This window comes from Bradyrhizobium sp. SPXBL-02 (assembly GCF_051853065.1).
Taxonomy (GTDB): domain Bacteria; phylum Pseudomonadota; class Alphaproteobacteria; order Rhizobiales; family Xanthobacteraceae; genus Bradyrhizobium.
Genome location: NZ_CP182474.1, coordinates 7,895,338 through 7,913,449 on the forward strand (window position 1 = coordinate 7,895,338; position 18,112 = coordinate 7,913,449).

Genomic DNA, 18,112 nt, shown 5'->3' on the forward strand with positions numbered 1-18,112 from the left:
GTCCGGTCACGCGATCACTGGCTGGCCCACAGGATCCGCGCGATCCACGCCACGTCGCCCGCCGCCATCGTCCATTCGGACTGCGTCGCATCGAGCGGCTCAAGCTCCAGCGCCTTGGCCGTGCGGCGCTTCAGCGTCGCGACCGTCATCTCGCCCGCCTTGCTCCGCACCACCACGCGATCGCCTTTGCGGATCGGCGCGCCGGGCGAGACCAGGACGATGTCGCCGTCGCGATAAACAGGCGCAAGCGCATCGCCGGAAATCTCCAGCGCAAAGGCGTGGCTGTCCTCGGTGGCGGGCAGCGCGATGTCGGTCCAGCCCTTGCCGGATGGAAGACCGGCCTCGTCGAAAGCGCCGCTCGTGCCCGCCTGTGCGAAACCGAGCAGCGGCACCGAGCGGCCATCGCTCGCGCCGTCGTCGTCGATCAATTTGGCAAAGCTGTCGATCGAGGCGTCGGCCGCGGCCAGCGCTTTTGCGATCGATTCGGTCGAAGGCCAGCGCTCGCGTCCGTCGGCGGTGACGCGCTTGGACCTGTTGAAGGTGGTGGGGTCGAGTCCGGCACGCTTGGCGAGGCCGGACGGCGACAGCCCGGCACGCGCCGCCAGCCGGTCCAGTGCGGCCCAGATCTGGTCGTGAGTCAGCATCCTCTGCGCTTTGGCCTGTCTGACCATGGAAGGTCCAGCCCGTCGCAACTCAGGAAAACTGTCCTCAAATCAACAGGTTTTCCGTTTTTCGCGCAAGAGGCGAGGGAGAACGGCGTTCGTAACGGAGCGGGTACCCGTTCGCGTCAGGAAAACGCGCAAAACGGGAATCTGGAGCCCCCGTTCCGATTTCATCGGCGCGGAAAAGGCTCTAAGCCTTGAGTTCGGAAGGGGTGGCCTTTACGGTCGCGCCCGGGTTGCGAGGACCCGCAAAAGACGAAAAAACCCAAAAGACTCAAAGAACAAACAAGGCTGCGGTAGCGGTGGTCAAGATCTACAAAATCTGTCCGGCCTCGGCCTGGCGCGAGGCGGAACGGCAGGGTGTCTACCGGGGCAGCGCAGACGACGCGCGCGACGGGTTCATCCATTTCTCGACCGCGGCCCAGGTTCCCGAGACCCTGCGCAAGCACTATTTCGGGCAGCGCGCGCTGTTCCTGGTCGAGGTCGACGGCGATGCGCTGGGGAGCGAATTGCGCTGGGAACGCTCGCGCAATGACGAGCTCTTCCCCCATCTCTATGGCGAGCTCGATTTCGGCGCGGTGATCGCGGTGATGAACCTCAACACGCGCTCCGACGGCGGTCACGATGTTCCGGAGCTGTTGCCGTGATCCGCGCGTTCGACGCCTTTTCGCTGCCGGTGCTGCGCTGGCTCGATCCCGAGGACGCCCATCGTCTCGCGATCCAGGGCCTGCGCTTCCTGCCACCGGTCAAGCCGCGTGCCGATGATCCCAAGCTCGCGGTGCGCGCCTTCGGGCTGAACTTTCCCAATCCGATCGGCATGGCCGCGGGCTTCGACAAGAGCGCCGAAGTGCCGGATGCGCTGCTGCGGCTCGGCTTCGGCTTCGTCGAGATCGGCTCGGTGACGCCGAAGCCGCAAGCCGGCAATCCACGGCCGCGGCTGTTCCGGCTCGAGCGCGACGAAGCAATCATCAACCGCATGGGCTTCAACAATGACGGCGCCGAAGTCGCGCTGCGCCGGCTTGCCGCGCGCGCGCAGCACGGCGGCATCGTCGGCGTCAATGTCGGCGCCAACAAGGATTCGCCGGACCGCGTCGGCGACTACGTCAAGCTGATCGAGACCTTCGCGCCGGTGGCGAGCTATTTCACCGTCAACGTCTCCTCGCCGAACACGCCGGGCCTGCGCAACCTTCAGGAAGGCGCGCTGCTCGACGACCTCCTCGCGCGCGTGATCGACGCCCGCGAGCGTGTCAGGCAGAAGGCCGGCGACACGCCGGTGCTGCTCAAGATCGCGCCGGATTTGAGCCTTGCCCAGCTCGACGACGTCGTGCAGGTCGCGCGCTCGCGCCGGGTCGACGGCATGATCGTGTCGAACACCACGATCGCGCGGCCGAGCACGTTGCGCGAGGAGATGCGGGCGAAGGAGCAAGGCGGCCTGTCCGGCCGGCCGCTGTTCCGTCTGTCGACGCGCATGGTCGCGGAAACCTATGTGCGCGTCGAAGGCACGTTCCCGCTGATCGGCGTCGGCGGCGTGGATTCGGGCGGCGCCGCGCTGACCAAGATCCGCGCCGGGGCCAGCCTGATCCAGCTTTATTCGTCGCTGGTCTACAAGGGTCTCGGCCTCGTCGACGAGATCAAGCGCGATTTGACCTCGACGCTGCTGCGAACCGGGCGGGATTCGCTGGCCGAGATCGTCGGCGCCGATGCGGCGACGCTGACGGCGGAAGACTGGCCGGGGATGTAGCTCGGTGTCCTGCCCCGGACGCCATAAGCGCGTTTACGCGCGTCTTCGACGCGCTATGGCAGCGCGCCGGCTTCGGCGTGGTGCGCTGCAGAGCCGGGGCCCATGTGGCCGCATGCTGGGTCCCGGCTCGCGCTTCGCACGTCCGGGACGCGAGAGCTACGGCTTCGCGAACGTCGCCCGATACAGCACGGGATACCTCGCGCCCTGCAAGCCGCCGCGCGCGACGTAGAACGCGATCAGCGCGCTCCACAGGCCGGCATTGCCGAACGATTGCAGCGCCAGCCAGACGGCGAAGAAGATCGCGAGCGACAACAGCATCAGATTGCGCATCTCCCGCGCCCAGGTCGCGCCGACATAGATGCCGTCGAAGCCGAAGGCGAACACGCCGGGGATCGGCGCGAGCACGATGAAGGGCAGAAACTCGCGCGCGGCGCGGCGGACGTCCTCGCTCGCCGTCATGACATTGATGATATCAGGGCCGAAGCCTGCGAACAGCACGGCGACGACGATGGCGAAGCCGAGCCCCCAGCGCAGCACCAGCCTGGTCGAATCCGCAAATCCATTGGCGTCGCGCGCGCCAAAGCTGCGGCCGCAGAGCTGCTGCGCCGCATTCGCAAGGCCGTCGAGGAAGAAAGCGCTGATCAGGAGGAAATTGTTGAGCACGGAGTTCGCGGCCAGCGTGACGTCGCCGGCACGCGCGCCCTTGGCGGTGAAGAACAGGAACACGGCGATCAGCGCGGCGGTGCGGATCAGGATGTCGGTGTTCACCGCCAGGAGCCGCATCAGCTTTTCGCGATCGAACAGCGATGCGCTCGCGGCACGGCAAAACCGCCGAGTGCATAGCGCCTGCACACGATCACGCCGAGCATGAAGCCGATCGCCTCGGACGCCAGCGCGGCGATCGCCGCGCCGGCGATGCCGGTGTCGTAGACCAGCACCAATAGGATCGTCGCCACCATGTTGACAAGGTTGATGACGACCTGGAGCGCAAGGGCCGGATTGGCGCGGGCCTGCCCCACCAGCCAGCCGAGGATGACGTAATTGGCGAAGGCGAAGGGCGAGGACCAGATCCTGATCATGAAATAGGTCTTTGCCGCGCGCGTCACGCCCTCGCTGCCGCCCATCAGGTCGAACAGCGCGCCAGCCAACGGCAATTGCAGTGCGATCAGCGCCGCGCCGATCAGGCCGGCGACGATGAAGCCGCGCACCAGGATCACGGTCTGCTCGCGCGTCTCGCCCGCGCCGAGCGCCTGCGCGGTGAAAGCCAGCGTGCTCATGCGCAGGAAGCCGAACAGCCAGAACAGGCAGTCGAAGATGACGGAGGCCATCGCGACACCGCCGAGCAGCGCGGCATCGTCGAGCCGGCCGATCGCGGTGGTCGAGACCACGCCGATCAGCGGCGTCGTGAGGTTCGCGACCATCGCGGGACCTGCGATGGCGAAGACCTGCCGGCTACCGACGCGGTGATGAACGGGTGCGTGCATCTTTCAGAACACGAGCACCATGCCGTCTTCGGCGGCGAGGTGCTCGACGTCACCCAGGCGCGACAGCATGTCGTCGCTCATATGGGTGAGGACGAGCCGCTTGGCGCCGATGTCGGGCAGATGCTGTTCCAAGGTCTTCAGGCTGAGATGATTCTTGACCACCTTCTCGTACATATAGGCTTCAGCGATGAAAAGGTCCGCGCCATGCGCCAGCGGAATGAGCGTCTCCGTCCATTCGGTATCGGCGCTGTAGGCGAGCGTGCGGCCCTCGGCCGCGACGCGATAGGCGAGGAACGGCCCGCCGGATTCGCCGTGCACGACCGGATAAGGCGTCACATTCACCGTGCCGAAGTTTCGGCTTTGCCCCGGTGCGAGCTCGACCACGTTCAGCTCGAAGCGCTGCAGGGTCTTCGAGGAATGCTCGAACAGCGCTTCCATCACCTCACGCAGCCGCCGCTCGATGCCTTGCGGGCCGGCGATCGTCAGCGGCCGCATCCGCCGCGAGAATTGCGCGTCGAGCAGAAAGAACGGCAGGCCGGCAAAATGGTCGCCGTGGAAATGCGTGATCAGGATCAGGTCGATGTCGTGGCGATCGATCTCGAGCCGCTTCAGCGCCGGCAGCGCCGACGCGCCGCAGTCGATCAGGAAGTTCGCTTCGCGCCCGGAGACATGGAAGCAGGTGTTGAGCCTGCCGCCGGAGCCGAAGGCGTCACCGCAGCCGACGAAACGCAGTTGCATCGGCTGCGCACTCCCTCGATCACATCCTTACCGGCCGCGCGGCGCGCCGAACACGCGCGACAGCAGCCAGATCGGGATCACGATGACCGCGCCGAGCAGGAAATAGCGCCACAGCCAGTTCACCGCATCGAAGCCGAGATCCCACAGACGCTGGAACAAGAGGCGAATGCTGTGGATGATGTTCCAGGGGTCGAAGCCGATCGTCGCCAGCACGACGCCGACCAGGATCGAGAGCAGCACCAGGCGGAACGCGACGGTCAGCGGCGAGCCGCCGAGAAAGCGGTGCAGGCCGTCGCTGCGGCCGGCCGGCAAATCTCTGACGTCTTGGACCATCGCAAACTCCTGAAGCGGATTCGACCCCATTATAGGGCACGGCGGGGGACATGGGGAACCCGCAAGGGGGCGTCAATCGGGTTACGGGAGTTTAATTCGGGCAGAGCCAGAACTTCGATTGTGGCACGCTGCAAGCCGCGGGCTCCCTAGCCTCTCCCGCTTGCGGGAGAGGCCGCGCCGTAGGCGCGGGTGAGGGTTCTCTCCTCTGGGGGAGTGTCCCATTGCGGAGACAGCCCTCTCCCCAGCCCTCTCCCGCAAGCGGGAGAGGGAGCGCACCGCATTTGCGGCGCGATCGATGCATCACACCTCAATCTCCGCCGGCTCGGCCTTCAGCATCTTCTCCAGCGTCTCCAGCCGGTCGGCCTCCCGGGGCGGCTTGTCCCAGCGCAGGCGGCTGATGCGGGGGAAACGCATGGCGACGCCGGATTTGTGCCGGGGCGAGCGCTGCAAACCCTCGAAAGCGACCTCCAGCACCAGCCCCTTGTCGCCCTCGTGCACGACATGGCGGACGGGGCCGAATTTTTCCGTGGTGTTGCGACGAACGAAGCGGTCGATCTGCAGGAGCTCCTCGTCGGTGAAGCCGAAATAGGCTTTGCCGACCGGCACCAGCTCCTCACCATTCTCGGTCTCGGTCCAGACACCAAAGGTGTAGTCGGAATAATAGGACGAGCGCTTGCCGTGGCCGCGCTGCGCATACATCAGGACGGCGTCGATGATGTGCGGGTCGCGCTTCCACTTCCACCACTGGCCCTTCGGCCGCCCCGGCAGATAAGGCGCATCGCACCGCTTCAGCATCACGCCCTCGACGGCGTCCGCGTCCTCGCCGGCGCCGGCGCTGGCGGGATCGGCGCGCGCGGCGGTGAGTGCCTCCCAGCTGTCGAAGGGCACGGTAGGCGAGAGATCGATGCGGGGATCGTCGAGTTTCGCGATGAATCTCTCCAGCCGCTCGCGCCGCTCGGCAAAAGGCAGCTCGCGCAGATCGTTCTCGTCGTCGCCGAGCAGATCGTAGGCGCGCAGATGAATCGGAAACTCCTTGATCAGCTTCGGCGAGACCACCTTGCGGTTGAGCCGCTGCTGCAGAACGTTGAAGCTCTGCACGCGGCCTTCGCGCAGGATCAAGAGCTCGCCGTCGATCGCGCCCGGCAGGCGCAGCGACGGCACGAGATCCGGGAAGCTGCCCGTGATGTCCTCGCCGGTGCGCGAATAGAGCCGCGCGGTGATATGGCCGCGCTCGTCGCGCCCGGCGACCGCCTGCACGCGGATGCCGTCCCATTTCCATTCGGCGATGTAGTCGGCGGGATCGAGCGCGGCGAAATCGCCGTCTTCGATCGCATGCGCCAGCATCACCGGGCGGAACGGCGCGGGATCGCGGTTGACGGGCTTGTCGCCGCGGCCCTCCAGCCAGGCGAACAGGTCGAGATAGGGCGGGACGAGGCCCGGCCAGATCAGCTCGACCTCGTGCGGATCCTTGTCGCCGAGCGCAGCGGCGGCGGTCTTGGCGAGCCGCGCCGAGATGCCGATGCGAAGCGCGCCGGTGACGAGCTTGAGCAGCGCCCAGCGGCCGGTCTCGTCGAGCTCGTCGAGCCAACGTTCGAGCTGCTTCGGCAGCTCGGTCTTGCCGAGCGTGCGCAGCGTGGTGACGACTTCGGTGAGGCTCGGCGGGGGTGGGTTGTTGTGGGCGGCGAGCGCGGCCTTCGGCCACATCAGCGCCACCGTCTCCGAGAGATCGCCGACATAGTCGTAGCTCAGCCCGAACAGCACCTCATCCGTGCGTGCCGCGATGAGATCGCGGATCAGCGCGGGCTTGGCGTGCTTGAAGCTGAGTGCGCCGGTCAGCGCCGCCAGCGCATAGCCGCGGTCGGGGTCGCCGACTTCGCGAAAATAGCCGGTGAGCAGCCGCAGCTTGTTGTTGCGGCCGGGCTCATAGGCGAGGCGGTCGAGCAGCTCGGCGAAGCGGTTCATGCTTCGGCCTCGCCTTGAATGGGAGTCTCGCTCTCCTCCTCGTCGCCATAGCCGACGAGATCGAGCGGCTGCGCCTTCAGGCCCTTGCTCCGGCACCAATGCACCAGCGCATCTTCCTGACCGTGGGTGACCCAGATCTCGCCGGCGCCGGTCGCTGCGATGGTCGCGGTGAGGCCGTCCCAGTCGGCGTGGTCGGAGATCACCAGCGGCAGCTCGACGCCGCGCTGCCGCGCCCGGGCGCGCACGCGCATCCAGCCCGAGGCGAAGGCGGTGACGGGATCGGGAAAGCGCCGCGTCCAGAGATCGGATGTGGCCGATGGCGGCGCCAAGGTGATGGTGCCGGCCAGCGCCGCCTTCTTCATGCCCTTCACGGGCTTGAGCTCGCCAAGATCGATCCCGCGGCTCTGGTAGTAATGCGTGATCGTCTCCATCGCGCCATGCAGGTAGATCAGCGCGTCGTAGCCGGCCTGCCGCAGCAGCTTGATCACGCGCTGCGCCTTGCCGAGCGAGTAGGCCCCGACGAGATGCGCGCGCTCCGGAAACAACGCGACCGAAGCCAGCAGCTTCTTGACCTCGTCGCTCGCATCGCCATGCCGGAAGACCGGCAGCCCGAACGTCGCCTCGGTGATGAAGACGTCGCACGACACCAGCTCGAACGGCGTGCAGGTCGGGTCGGGCGCGTCCTTGTAGTCGCCGGAGGCGACGATGCAGGTATCCTTGCACGAGACGGCGATCTGTGCGGAGCCCAGCACGTGGCCGGCCGGGTGAAACTTGACCTTGACGTCGCCGAGCCGGATCTCCTCGCCATAGCGGATGGCTTGCGTCGAGCCGGCAAAGTTCTCGCCATAGCGCAGCCGCATCATGTCCAGCGTTTCCTGCGTCGCCAGCACGGCGCCATGGCCGGCACGGGCATGGTCGGAATGGCCGTGGGTGATCACGGCCCGCTCGACGGGCCGGACAGGGTCGATATGGAAGCCGCCGGGCTTGCAGCACAGGCCGGCAGCATTTGGCAGCAGGATGTCTTGCGGGCGCATGCCTGTTATATAAGTCGAGCCATCACATCTTCGAGTCAATTACCCGTTTCGTTTCCTGGTTCCTCAATGCCGCTCCGCCTGTTCCTGACCTCCGGCGATCTCATGGCCGACCGCCGTTTCGAGTTCGCGCGCGACCTCCAGCTCAAGGGCGACCTGCCGGCCGCCGCCGACCTCCTGGAGCAGGCGATCGAGCTCGCACCTGATTTCACCTCGGCCTGGTTCACGCTCGGCGAGATCCGTCAGCAGCTCGGCGAGCGCGACAAGGCCATCGCGGCCTTTCGTGAAGCGCGGCGATGCGACCCCGAGGATCAGCACGGCGCCGGCCTGCACCTGATGCGGCTCGGCGATACCGAGATGGCGGAGATGCCCAAGGCCTATGTGCAGGCACTGTTCGATCAATACGCTCCGCGGTTCGAGCACGCGCTGATCAACGATCTCGGCTATCGCGCCCCCACGCTGATCTTCAAGGCGGTGCTGGCCGCGCGCGTCGCCGCCAAGAAGCCGGCCTACTTCAAGCACGCCATCGACCTCGGCTGCGGCACCGGCCTTGCGGCAGCCGCGTTCGCCAAGCAGGTCGACCATTTCACCGGCATTGATCTGTCGCCCGGCATGATCAAGGAGGCGCGGGCGACGAACCTCTATGCCGCGCTCGAAGTCGCCGACATGCTCGAGGGCCTGCGCGGCAAGCTGGATGCCAGCGCGAACCTCATCGTGGCCGCGGATGCGTTCGTCTATCTCTCCGATCTCGCCCCTGTTCTCACCGAGGCAAAGCGCGTGCTCGTCTCAGGCGGCGTGCTTGCCTTCACGCTGGAGACGCACGACGGCAGCGGCATCGTGCTCGGCGACGGCCTGCGTTATGCCCATTCGGCGGAATATGTGCGCGGCGCCATCGCCAAGGCGGGGTTGAAGCTGCTGACCCTGGAGCCGGCCTCGCCGCGCAACGAGAACAACGAGCCCGTGCGCGGCCTTGTCATCGTCGCCGAGAAAACTTGAGTCTAGGCGCTAACGCCTGACGATTTGAGCGTCATTGCGTCGCAAAGCTGCGACTTCCCACTTGCGAGCCGAGCTGCGATGTCAGCACAATGCGCGCATCAGGGAGAAAACAACAATGACCAAGAATCCATCGCGGCGCGATTTCAGCGCCGGCGCACTCGCCACCATCGCCGCATCCACCTTGCCCGCGCCCTGCGTCTGGGCTGCGGAGAAGAAATATGATGCGGGCGCCAGCGACACCGAGATCAAGATCGGTCAGACCGTGCCGCATTCCGGCCCCGGCTCGCTCTACGGCGTGCTCGGCCGCATCGGCGAAGCCTATTTCCAGATGCTGAACGAGAAGGGCGGCATCAACGGACGCAAGGTCAAATTCCTCACCATGGACGACGCCTACAGCGCGCCGAAATGCGTCGAGGCGACGCGGCGCCTGGTCGAGCAGGAGGAAGTGCTCGCGCTGTACGGCTCGCTCGGCACCGCGCCGCAGACCGCCGTGCACAAATACCTGAACTCCAAGGGCGTGCCGCAGCTGCTGCTCAACACCGGCGCCTCGAAATGGAATAATCCGAAAGAGTTCAAATGGACGATGGCGGGCCTGCCGCTCTATCCGACCGAAGCGCGCATCCTGGCGCGACACGTCGTCAGCGTGAAGCCGAACGCCAAGATCGGCATCCTCTACCAGAACGACGATTTCGGCCGCGACTTCCTTGCACCCTTCAAGAAAGTGCTGGCGGATGCCGGCGGCACTGCGCAGGTGATCATGGAGCAGACCTATGATTTGACCGAGCCGACCGTCGATTCCCAGCTCGTCAATCTCTCGAAGTCGGGGGCCGACGTCTTCTACAACATCTCGACCGGCAAGGCCTCGTCACAGTCGATCCGGAAAGTGGCCGAGCTCGGCTGGAAGCCGCTGCAGCTGCTGTCTGCCGGCTCCACCGGCCGCTCGATCCTCAATGCCGCGGGCCTCGAGAACGCCACCGGCATCGTCGCGATCCGCTACAACAAGGAGGTCGGCCTGCCCAAATGGGAGAAGGACCCGGACGTCATGGCGTTCGAGGAGCTGCGCAAGAAGTACACGCCGGCGATCGACCCCGACAACACCATCGCCTTCGCCGGCTACGGCCAGGCCGCGACCATGGGCGAGATCCTGCGCCGCTGCGGCGACGAGCTCACCCGCGCCAACGTGCTGAAGCAGGCATCGAACCTCAATGGCTTCCACTCGCCGTATTTCCTCGACGGCGTCACCTACAGCTACACGCCCGAGGACTACACGCCGATGAAGACGCTGTTCATCTCCACCTTCACCGGAAAAGACTGGGACATCTCCGACAAGCCGATGTCGGAGTAGGGTTGCTGCGAGGCGGGCGCCACGGCCTCTTCCCTTCTCCCCTTGTGGGAGAAGGTGGCGCGAAGCGCCGGATGAGGGGTTGCTTCAGCAAGCTCACATGTGAAGGGTGACTCGCGGAGAAAGACCCCTCACCCGTCTCGCCGCTCCGCGGCGAGCCACCCTCTCCCGCAAGGGGAGAGGGTAAGAGCGCGCATCCACTACAATTAACCCAAGCGATACACAGCCTTGGCATTCACGCCGAACGCCTTGTCCCGCACACGCGGGCCGAGCCTCGCCAGGCAGGCCTCCAGCGCGGTCTTGATCTCGCTGTAGCTTCCCGCAAGAAGGCACACGGGCCAGTCCGATCCGAAGATCAACCGGTCCTCGCCAAAACATCTTGCGGCGTGCGCAACGGACGGAAACAGCCGTTCCGCATCCCAGTCATTCCAGACCGCTTCCGTCGCCAATCCCGAGATCTTGCACCAGACGTTGCCGCAGGCAGCCAGCGCTGCGATGCGGTCGGCCCATTCCGCGCTCCCGCCGGCCGCAATCGGCGGCTTGGCGGCGTGATCGAGCACGAAACGCGCGTGCGGAAAGGCCTGCGCGGTTGCGATCGCGGCAGGCAGCTCGCGGCTGCGGACGAGGAAATCGTAAGCGAGATCGTGGGCGAACACCGCGGTAAGTCCGCGCTGGACGTCGTCGCGCAGCAGCCAATCCGCATCAAGCTCGTCGTGGACCTGGTGACGGATGCCGACCAGCTTTGCTCCACCAGGCAGAGCGCGCAGCCGGTCGAGCGTTTCGTCAAGCGCAGCGTCGGTCAGATCGGCCCAGCCGACCACGCCGACGACAGAGGGCGTCACAGCCGCAATGCGCAGGAACTCCTCGGTCTCCTCCAGCGCGGAGCGGCATTGCACCACGATGCTGGCGTCGATGCCGTTCGCCTTCAATAGCGGCGCGAGATCGGCCGGCCCGAAGGCACGGCGGATCGGTGCCAGCTCGGGCGCTTCCATCCAGGGATAGTCGGCGCGCGCCGGATCCCAGAAATGCTGATGGGAATCGACGATCATGCCCTACGCTCCGCCGGGAAGTGGCGCGCGCACATCCACGAGCTTTCGCGCCCGCAAGTCCTGCCAGAACGCCAACGGGACCGCCGCTTCCGACATGGCGATGTTGTCAGCGACCTCGGCGGCATTGCGCGCACCCATCACGGCGACCGTCACCGCCGGATGGGCCATGCAGAATTGCAGCGCGGCGGCCTTCAGCTCGGTGCCGTGCCTGCGGCAGAGCTCGTCGAGCTCCAGCGCACGTGCCACGAGCGCCGCATCGGCATCCTGATAGTTGAATTTCGCGCTCGTCCGCGGATTGGCCAGGATGCCGCTGTTGTAGATGCCGCCGAGCAGGATGCCGATGCCCCTCGCCTGGCAGAGCGGAAACAGCGCATCCAGCGCGCCCTGGTCGAGCAGCGTGTAGCGGCCGGCGAGCAGGAAACAGTCGACCGGCACGGCCTCGGCGAAGCGAGCCAGCATCTCCGACTGGTTCATGCCGGCGCCGATCGCCTTGACCGTGCCGTCCTCGCGCAGGTGCTGGAGCGCGCGGAAGGCGCCGTTGACGGCATCGTCATAATGATCGTCGGGATCATGCACGAGCAGGACGTCGACGCGGTCGAGGCCGAGGCGCTGCAGGCTCTCCTCGACCGACCGCATCACGCCGTCATAGCTGAAATCGAACACCGGCCGCTCGCGCGGCGTGCCCTTGTAGTGCTCGTCCTCGGGGGCAGCACCGTCCGGTGCGCGCAGCAGGCGGCCGACCTTGGTCGAGATGACGTAGGAATCGCGCTGCTGTTGCCGCAGGAAGGCCCCCAACCGCCGCTCCGCGAGGCCGAAACCGTAGAGCGGGGCGGTATCGAAGTATCGAACGCCGAGCGACCAGGCGCGTTCAAGCGTCGCTTGCGCATCGGCATCGCTGACGGGTGAGAACAATCCGCCGAGCGGGGCGGAACCGAGGCCGATCGAGGTGACATCGAGAGCGCCGAGCCGCGACCTTTTCATTCCATCGCCTTCCAGCAGTCGTCTTCCATTCCAAATCATCTCTCCCGCTTGCGGAAACCGCAAGCGGGAGAGGCATGCAGGAGCGCGGGGCTGGCAGCGCTCCTACTTCAACATCTGCGCGACGTTGTCCTTGGTGACGAGATCGAGGCCGGTGTAGACGATCTCCGGCACCTTCTCGCCCTTCTTGATGGCGAGCAGCGTGTCCATCGCCTTCTCACCCATCTCGAACGGACGCTGGCCGACCAGCGCATTGGCGTAGCCGTCACGCAGCAGCTCGAGCTGCATCTTCAGCGTATCGGCAACGACCAGCGTGAACTTGCCGGAATCGATGTCCTTCTTGTTCCGGCTGGCGAAGGCCTTGAAGCCTTCGGGCGCAAACATCGGCCAGCCGCCGATCGGAACGATGGCGGCGAGGTCCGGCGTTGCGGTGCGCATGTCCGTCATCTGCTGGACCGCGAGCGCGGGATCGTCGTTGCAGAAGGTCGGCGAGCCCGCGACCTCGGTCCACTTCGAGCCCTTCAGCGCCTCGCGCACGCCGTCGACGCGCTCGGCGAGGTTCTTGGCGCCGGGGCCGCCGGAGACCATCGCGTATTTGCCGCCGTCCGGACGCATTTTCAGGAGCTCCTTGCCGAGCGCGACACCGAACTCCTTGTTGTTGGTGCCGATATAGGCGATGCGCTTGGAGCCCGGCGCGTCCGCATCGAAGGTGATGACGGGAATGCCGGCAGCGGTCGCCGCCTCGATCGACTTGGTCATGGCCGCGACGTCCGCGACGGAGATGGCAAGACCATCGACCTTCTGCGTGATGAAGTCCTGGATGATCTGGGCCTGGGTCGCAGGTTCATGCTCGACCGGTCCCTTGTAGATGCACTCGATGTTGCCGAGCTCCTTGGCGCGCTTCAGGCAGCCATCGCGCGAAAAGTCGAAGAACGGATTGTTCATCGCCTTCGGCACGATGACGAAACGGTAATTCGCAGCAAATGCCGGCGTCGCCATCATCGCGACCGCGATACCGGCAAGAAGCAGTTTCCTCATGGTCTCCTCCACTCTTGTTGGTGCCTATCCCCTCGAAAGCCCCCGGGAAGCGGATAGGCGGCGTTTTCCTTGCCTTCCCGAGATGTCGTCATTTCAGGTCATCCGCGAGCGAATGCGGTCGACCAGCACAGCCAGAATGATGATCACGCCGACCAGCGTCTGCTGCCAGTACGAGCTGACCTGGGCCAGCACGAGCCCGTTGCGGATCACCTCCAGCAGCACGCAGCCGACGATGGCCCCGAGCGGGCCGCCGATGCCGCCGGCGAGATTGGCGCCGCCGATCACGGCCGCCGCGATCACGTTGAGCTCGTAGGAGGTCGCCATGTTGGCCGGCGCCGATCCGAGCCAGCCGGAGATGATGATGCCCTGCAGGCCCGCGGCGAGCGCGCAGATCACGTAGACCTCGATCTTCACCCGCACCACCGGAATGCCGGTGAGCTCGGCCGCCTTCTCATTGCCGCCGAGCGCGAAGACGTGGCGGCCGAACGAGGTGTGGTGCAGCACCACGGCCATGGTGAGCGCCAGGATCACGAGATAGATGAACGGCGCGGGCACGCCGAGCACGTCACCGGACGTGAGCGCATAGAAATAATCGGCGTCCGGCCCGCCCGGGAAACTGCCGCGTCCGTTGGAGACGACATAGCCGAGCCCGCGCACGATCGAGAGCATGCCGAGCGTGGTGACGAAGGGCGACAGGCCGAGCACGGCGATGCAGAAGCCGTTGAATAGGCCGGCAATCAGCGCGACGCCGAGACCGGCGAGGATCGAGATAAGCAGGATCAGGCCGGGCACATTGGCGAGCACGGTCTTGCCGTCAGCCGCCATGTGCACCAGCGGCGAGCCGGGCGCCGACAGCTCGGTCATCACCATCGAGGTGATCATGGCGGAAAAGCACATCATCGATCCCACCGACAGGTCGATGCCGCCGGTGATGATCACGAAGGTGACCCCGAGCGTCGCAATGGCGATGAAGGAAAAGTTCTTCGCCACGTTCTGCATGTTGCCCTGGGTGAAGAAGTAGGGGCTGGCGAAATGCATGATCACCAGCAGCACCGCCAGCGCGAGCAGAACGTAGCCGGTCTGCGAGGCGAAGATGCCGCGCTGCCACCATCTGATCTTGCCGACATTGGTGAAGCTGATCGGGGATTCCATGGGCATGGCCATCACGCCGCCTCCTTCGCACCGGTGATGAGGGCGGTGACCTCCTCGGGGGAGGTCTGGTGAATCGACTTGTCGGCGCGCTTCTCGCCGCGCCGCATGACGACGACGCGGTCGCATACGGCGAACACGTCGGGCATGCGGTGCGAGATCAGCATCACGGCGACGCCCTGCTCCTTCAGCCGGTGGATCAGGCCGAGCACCTGCTCGACCTGGCGCACCGAGATCGCGGCGGTCGGCTCGTCCATCATCACCAGCCGCGCATTGGAAAGCCGGGTCCGCGCGATCGCGACCGCCTGGCGCTGACCGCCCGACATCTGCCTGACGAGATCGTCGGGGCGTGTCTCCGAGCGCAGCTCGCCGAACAGCTCCAGCGCGCGCGATGCCATCGCCTTGTGGTCGAGCAAGGCAATCGGTCCGAACCTGCGCTTCAGCTCGCGGCCGAGAAAAACGTTGGCGGCGGCGCTCAGATTGTCGGCGAGCGCGAGGTCCTGGTAGACGACCTCGATGCCGACCGCGCGGGCATCGACCGGACGGTTGAAATGCACCGCGCTGCCGGCAAAGCGCATCTCGCCATGGGTGGGGCGGAAATTGCCGGCGATGATCTTCACCAGCGTCGACTTGCCGGCGCCGTTGTCGCCCATCAGGCCGACCACCTCGCCAGGCCAGACCTGCATGTCGACGTCATGCAGCGCGCGGATCGCGCCGAACTCCTTGCCGATGCCGGTGAGCTCGAGCACCGGTGTCGCGTCAGCCTTCGTCATCAGCGGCGTTTCCTCAGACATAGCGGTTCACCAGGGATTCCAGATATTCCTGCCGGCCGGAGCGCGGCTGCGGATCGAAGCCGGGGCTCATCGCACGGTCGGCGAGATCGGCGAGCGAGCGCTGGCCGGCGAGAATGGCGCGGCCCTCTGGGCCGGCCCATCCATTGTAGCGTTGTGCGAGCGGCGCGCTGAGCGCGCCGGCGTCGAGCATGTCGGCGGCGGCGAGGAAGGCGCGCGCGCAGGCATCCATCGAGCCGACATGGGCATGGATGAGATCATCGGGGTCGATCGACTGGCGGCGGATCTTGGCATCGAAATTGAGCCCGCCCGTGGTGAAGCCGCCGCGGTTCAGGATCTCGTGGAACACCAGCGCCAGCTCCGGCACGTTCATCGCGAACTGGTCGGTGTCCCAGCCGAGCAGATCATCGCCGCGGTTGATGTCGAGCGAGCCGAACACGCCGAGCGCCTCGGCCAGCGCGACCTCGTGATGGAAGGAGTGACCGGCGAGGATGGCGTGGTTCTGCTCGATGTTGAGCTTGACGTCCTTGAGCAGGTCGTAGCGCTCCAGGAAGCCGTAGCAGGTGGCGACGTCGAAATCATATTGATGCTTGGTCGGCTCCTTGGGCTTCGGCTCGATCAGGAGCGGGCCCTTGAAGCCTATTTTGTGCTTGTGCTCGACGACGAGCGAGACGAAGCGGCCGAGCTGGTCGAGCTCGCGCTTGAGATCGGTGTTGAGCAGCGTCTCGTAGCCCTCGCGTCCGCCCCACAGCACGTAGTTCTGGCCGCCGAGCCGGTGCGTCACCTCCAGCGCGGCGCGGACCTGGCCGGCGGCATAGGTGAATATCTCGGGGTCCGGATTGGTCGCCGCGCCCGCCATGTAGCGGCGGTGCGTGAACAGGTTCGCAGTGCCCCAGAGCAGGCGAACCTTGCTCGTTGCCATCTTCTGCTCGAACAGATCGGCGATGGCGTTGAGGTTGGCGACGGACTCGGCGAGCGAAGCCCCTTCCGGCGCCGCATCGACGTCGTGGAAGGTGAAGAAGGGCACGTCCAGCAGGCGGAACAGCTCGAAGGCGACATCGGCCTTGGCGCGCGCCATCGCCATCGCGTCGGTGCCGTGGTGCCACGGCCGCAGGAAGGTCTCGCCGCCGAAGGGATCGCCGCCGGGCCAGCAGAACGAATGCCAATAGCAGACCGCAAAGCGCAAGTGATCCTCGAGCCGGCGGCCATGCACGAGGCGGCCCTTGTCGTACCAGCGGAAGGCGGGCGCGCCTTCGGCCTCCTTGCCGGCGAAGGCGACGGGTGCACTTGCATCGAAGAATTTGGCTGGCGCGTTCACTTAAGAAGACTCCTTCAATGCGGGATAAAGCGCGCGCCATCGCCGATAGGCCTCGTCATAGGCCGCAGCGACGGACGGGCGGGGTGTGAAGCTCGCGAGCCGCCGCGGACGCGTGCAGACGTCCGCGGGGTTCTCGCCTGTCGCGGCAAGCCGGCCGAGCCGCGCAGCGCCGAGTGCGGCGCCGACCTCGCCTTCCTCGACGCGATGGACGGGCAGACCGAGCACGTCGGCGCAGATCTGCGCCCACAGCGGCGAGCGCGAGCCGCCGCCGACGAGATCGACCTCGGCGATCGGCCCGCTGGCTGCGCTCAGCGCCGCCAGATTGTCGCGCGCGGCAAAGGCGACGCCTTCGAGCACGGCCTGCACGATCTCCGAGCGCCCGGTCGCGCCGCGCAGGCCGACGAAGGCGCCGCTGGCGGCGGCATCGTTGTGCGGCGTGCGCTCGCCGTCGAGATAAGGCAGGAACTGGACCGGGCCTGGTGCATCGACGCGCTCGCCGAGCGGCGCGAGGAGCGCTGCGGCCGGCGTCTCCATCACGCCGGCAAGCCAGGCAAGCGAAGCCGCGGCCGACAGCATCACGCCCATCTGGTGCCAGAGGCCGGGCAGCGCGTGGCAGAAGGCATGCACGGCCGAAGCCGGCGCGGGGGCGAAGCGATCGGTGACGCGGAACAGCACGCCCGACGTTCCCAGCGACAGGAAGGCATCGCCAGGTGCGATGGCGCCGAGCCCGATCGCGCTGGCCGCATTGTCGCCGGCGCCGCCCGCGACCACGACATTTTTCGCCATGCCCCAGCGCTGCGCGTATTCCGGCGCGAGCACCGCACTCACGGCACTGCCCTCGACGAGACGCGGCATGTGGTGCAGATCGAGCCCGGTGGCGTGCAGCAGCAGCGCGGACCAGCGGCGCAGACCGACGTCGAGCCACAGCGTGCCGGCCGCGTCCGACATGTCCTCGACCATCTCGCCGGTGAGGCGATAGCGGACATAGGCCTTCGGCAGCAGCACCTTTGCCACGCGGTCGAAGATCTTCGGCTCGTGCCTTGCCACCCAGAGCAGCTTCGGCGCGGTGAAGCCGGGCATCGCGAGATTGCCGGCGATGGCGTGCAACGAGGGACAGCGCCGCTCCAGCGCTGCGCATTCGGCCTGCGAGCGGCCGTCGTTCCAGAGGATGGCCGGACGCAGCGGGCGGCCGTCCTCGCCAAGCAGCGTCGCGCCGTGCATCTGACCCGACAGCCCGATGCCGCGGACCTGCGCGACCTCGCGCGGATGGCGCGCGGCGAGATCGTCGACGGCACCGACGGCCGCATCGACCCAGGCATCGGGATCCTGCTCGGACCACAGCGGCGCGGGGTGCGACAGCGCAAGCTCGCGCGCCGCCGTCGCGGTCACCGCGCCGGCTTCGCTCACGAGCACCGCTTTCACACCGGACGTGCCGATGTCGATCCCGAGATACAAATCGTCCTCCCTTTCGCCTGCCGCGGGAGAGCGATCTTGCGTCGC

At 66.5% G+C, this 18,112-nt stretch carries 16 protein-coding genes and 1 pseudogene; 4 read left to right on the forward strand and 13 right to left on the reverse strand.

The features are described 5' to 3' along the window. Nucleotides 1-14 precede the first annotated feature (14 nt). Nucleotides 15-671 carry a S24 family peptidase gene (locus ACNJYD_RS36685; RefSeq protein WP_439364840.1) on the reverse strand — a complete coding sequence of 219 codons (657 nt, stop codon included), beginning with the start codon at nucleotides 669-671 and terminating at the stop codon, nucleotides 15-17. A gap of 293 nt (nucleotides 672-964) precedes the next feature. Here ACNJYD_RS36685 and ACNJYD_RS36690 point away from each other — a divergent pair, with 293 nt between their 5' ends. Both ACNJYD_RS36690 and ACNJYD_RS36695 read left to right on the forward strand, forming a co-directional pair. Beyond that, complete coding sequence (locus tag ACNJYD_RS36690; protein ID WP_172786228.1) at nucleotides 965-1,309, forward strand: DUF952 domain-containing protein; 345 nt, start codon at nucleotides 965-967, stop codon at nucleotides 1,307-1,309. Beyond that, nucleotides 1,306-2,403 carry a quinone-dependent dihydroorotate dehydrogenase gene (locus ACNJYD_RS36695; RefSeq protein WP_212256116.1) on the forward strand — a complete coding sequence of 366 codons (1,098 nt, stop codon included), beginning with the start codon at nucleotides 1,306-1,308 and terminating at the stop codon, nucleotides 2,401-2,403. Before ACNJYD_RS36690 ends, ACNJYD_RS36695 begins: the two co-directional genes overlap by 4 nt. Before the next feature lie 156 nt (nucleotides 2,404-2,559). Here the strand turns inward: ACNJYD_RS36695 and ACNJYD_RS36700 are convergent. The 5 genes and pseudogenes from ACNJYD_RS36700 to ACNJYD_RS36720 form a co-directional block, all read right to left on the reverse strand. After that, nucleotides 2,560-3,887 (reverse strand): annotated as a pseudogene (locus ACNJYD_RS36700) (MATE family efflux transporter). Nucleotides 3,888-3,890: 3 nt separating this feature from the next. After that, complete coding sequence (locus ACNJYD_RS36705; protein WP_212256107.1) at nucleotides 3,891-4,625, reverse strand: MBL fold metallo-hydrolase; 735 nt, start codon at nucleotides 4,623-4,625, stop codon at nucleotides 3,891-3,893. A gap of 27 nt (nucleotides 4,626-4,652) precedes the next feature. Beyond that, a complete protein-coding gene (locus ACNJYD_RS36710; protein WP_172786089.1) occupies nucleotides 4,653-4,958 on the reverse strand; it encodes a DUF6460 domain-containing protein in 306 nt (101 codons plus the stop codon). A gap of 300 nt (nucleotides 4,959-5,258) precedes the next feature. After that, nucleotides 5,259-6,920: an ATP-dependent DNA ligase gene (locus tag ACNJYD_RS36715; RefSeq protein ID WP_212256105.1), complete on the reverse strand. Its 1,662-nt coding sequence runs from the start codon at nucleotides 6,918-6,920 to the stop codon at nucleotides 5,259-5,261. Further along, on the reverse strand, nucleotides 6,917-7,954 hold the full coding sequence (locus ACNJYD_RS36720; RefSeq protein ID WP_212256103.1) for a ligase-associated DNA damage response exonuclease: 1,038 nt from the start codon (nucleotides 7,952-7,954) through the stop codon (nucleotides 6,917-6,919). Before ACNJYD_RS36720 ends, ACNJYD_RS36715 begins: the two co-directional genes overlap by 4 nt. Nucleotides 7,955-8,020: 66 nt before the next feature. Between ACNJYD_RS36720 and ACNJYD_RS36725 the strand changes: the two genes are divergently transcribed. Further along, on the forward strand, nucleotides 8,021-8,947 hold the full coding sequence (locus ACNJYD_RS36725) for a class I SAM-dependent DNA methyltransferase (RefSeq protein WP_172786092.1): 927 nt from the start codon (nucleotides 8,021-8,023) through the stop codon (nucleotides 8,945-8,947). Nucleotides 8,948-9,062: 115 nt separating this feature from the next. Continuing rightward, on the forward strand, nucleotides 9,063-10,292 hold the full coding sequence (locus ACNJYD_RS36730; RefSeq protein WP_212256102.1) for an ABC transporter substrate-binding protein: 1,230 nt from the start codon (nucleotides 9,063-9,065) through the stop codon (nucleotides 10,290-10,292). 203 nt (nucleotides 10,293-10,495) lie between these two features. On the opposite strand, the gene ACNJYD_RS36735 is transcribed toward ACNJYD_RS36730, so the two are convergent. The 7 genes from ACNJYD_RS36735 to xylB all read right to left on the reverse strand — a co-directional run bounded on the left by ACNJYD_RS36735 (nucleotide 10,496) and on the right by xylB (nucleotide 18,067). Continuing rightward, nucleotides 10,496-11,338: an amidohydrolase family protein gene (locus tag ACNJYD_RS36735; RefSeq protein ID WP_212256100.1), complete on the reverse strand. Its 843-nt coding sequence runs from the start codon at nucleotides 11,336-11,338 to the stop codon at nucleotides 10,496-10,498. Between the two features lie 3 nt (nucleotides 11,339-11,341). Further along, nucleotides 11,342-12,319: an aldo/keto reductase gene (locus tag ACNJYD_RS36740; RefSeq protein WP_212256099.1), complete on the reverse strand. Its 978-nt coding sequence runs from the start codon at nucleotides 12,317-12,319 to the stop codon at nucleotides 11,342-11,344. 102 nt (nucleotides 12,320-12,421) lie between these two features. Next, nucleotides 12,422-13,354, reverse strand: coding sequence for a sugar-binding protein (locus ACNJYD_RS36745; RefSeq protein ID WP_172786096.1), 933 nt, complete (start codon nucleotides 13,352-13,354; stop codon nucleotides 12,422-12,424). Between the two features lie 93 nt (nucleotides 13,355-13,447). Beyond that, a complete protein-coding gene (locus ACNJYD_RS36750; RefSeq protein WP_212256098.1) occupies nucleotides 13,448-14,518 on the reverse strand; it encodes an ABC transporter permease in 1,071 nt (356 codons plus the stop codon). Further along, the gene (locus tag ACNJYD_RS36755; protein ID WP_172786098.1) at nucleotides 14,518-15,276 is read right to left on the reverse strand and encodes an ATP-binding cassette domain-containing protein; all 759 of its coding nucleotides are present in this window, start codon (nucleotides 15,274-15,276) and stop codon (nucleotides 14,518-14,520) included. The genes ACNJYD_RS36750 and ACNJYD_RS36755 overlap by 1 nt, the downstream gene beginning before the upstream one ends. A 13-nt stretch (nucleotides 15,277-15,289) precedes the next feature. Then, on the reverse strand, nucleotides 15,290-16,612 hold the full coding sequence (gene xylA / locus ACNJYD_RS36760; protein ID WP_439364841.1) for a xylose isomerase: 1,323 nt from the start codon (nucleotides 16,610-16,612) through the stop codon (nucleotides 15,290-15,292). Beyond that, nucleotides 16,613-18,067 (reverse strand): xylulokinase, encoded by a 1,455-nt coding sequence (xylB, locus tag ACNJYD_RS36765; protein ID WP_439364842.1) that lies wholly within the window; start codon nucleotides 18,065-18,067, stop codon nucleotides 16,613-16,615. Nucleotides 18,068-18,112: the final 45 nt, after the last annotated feature.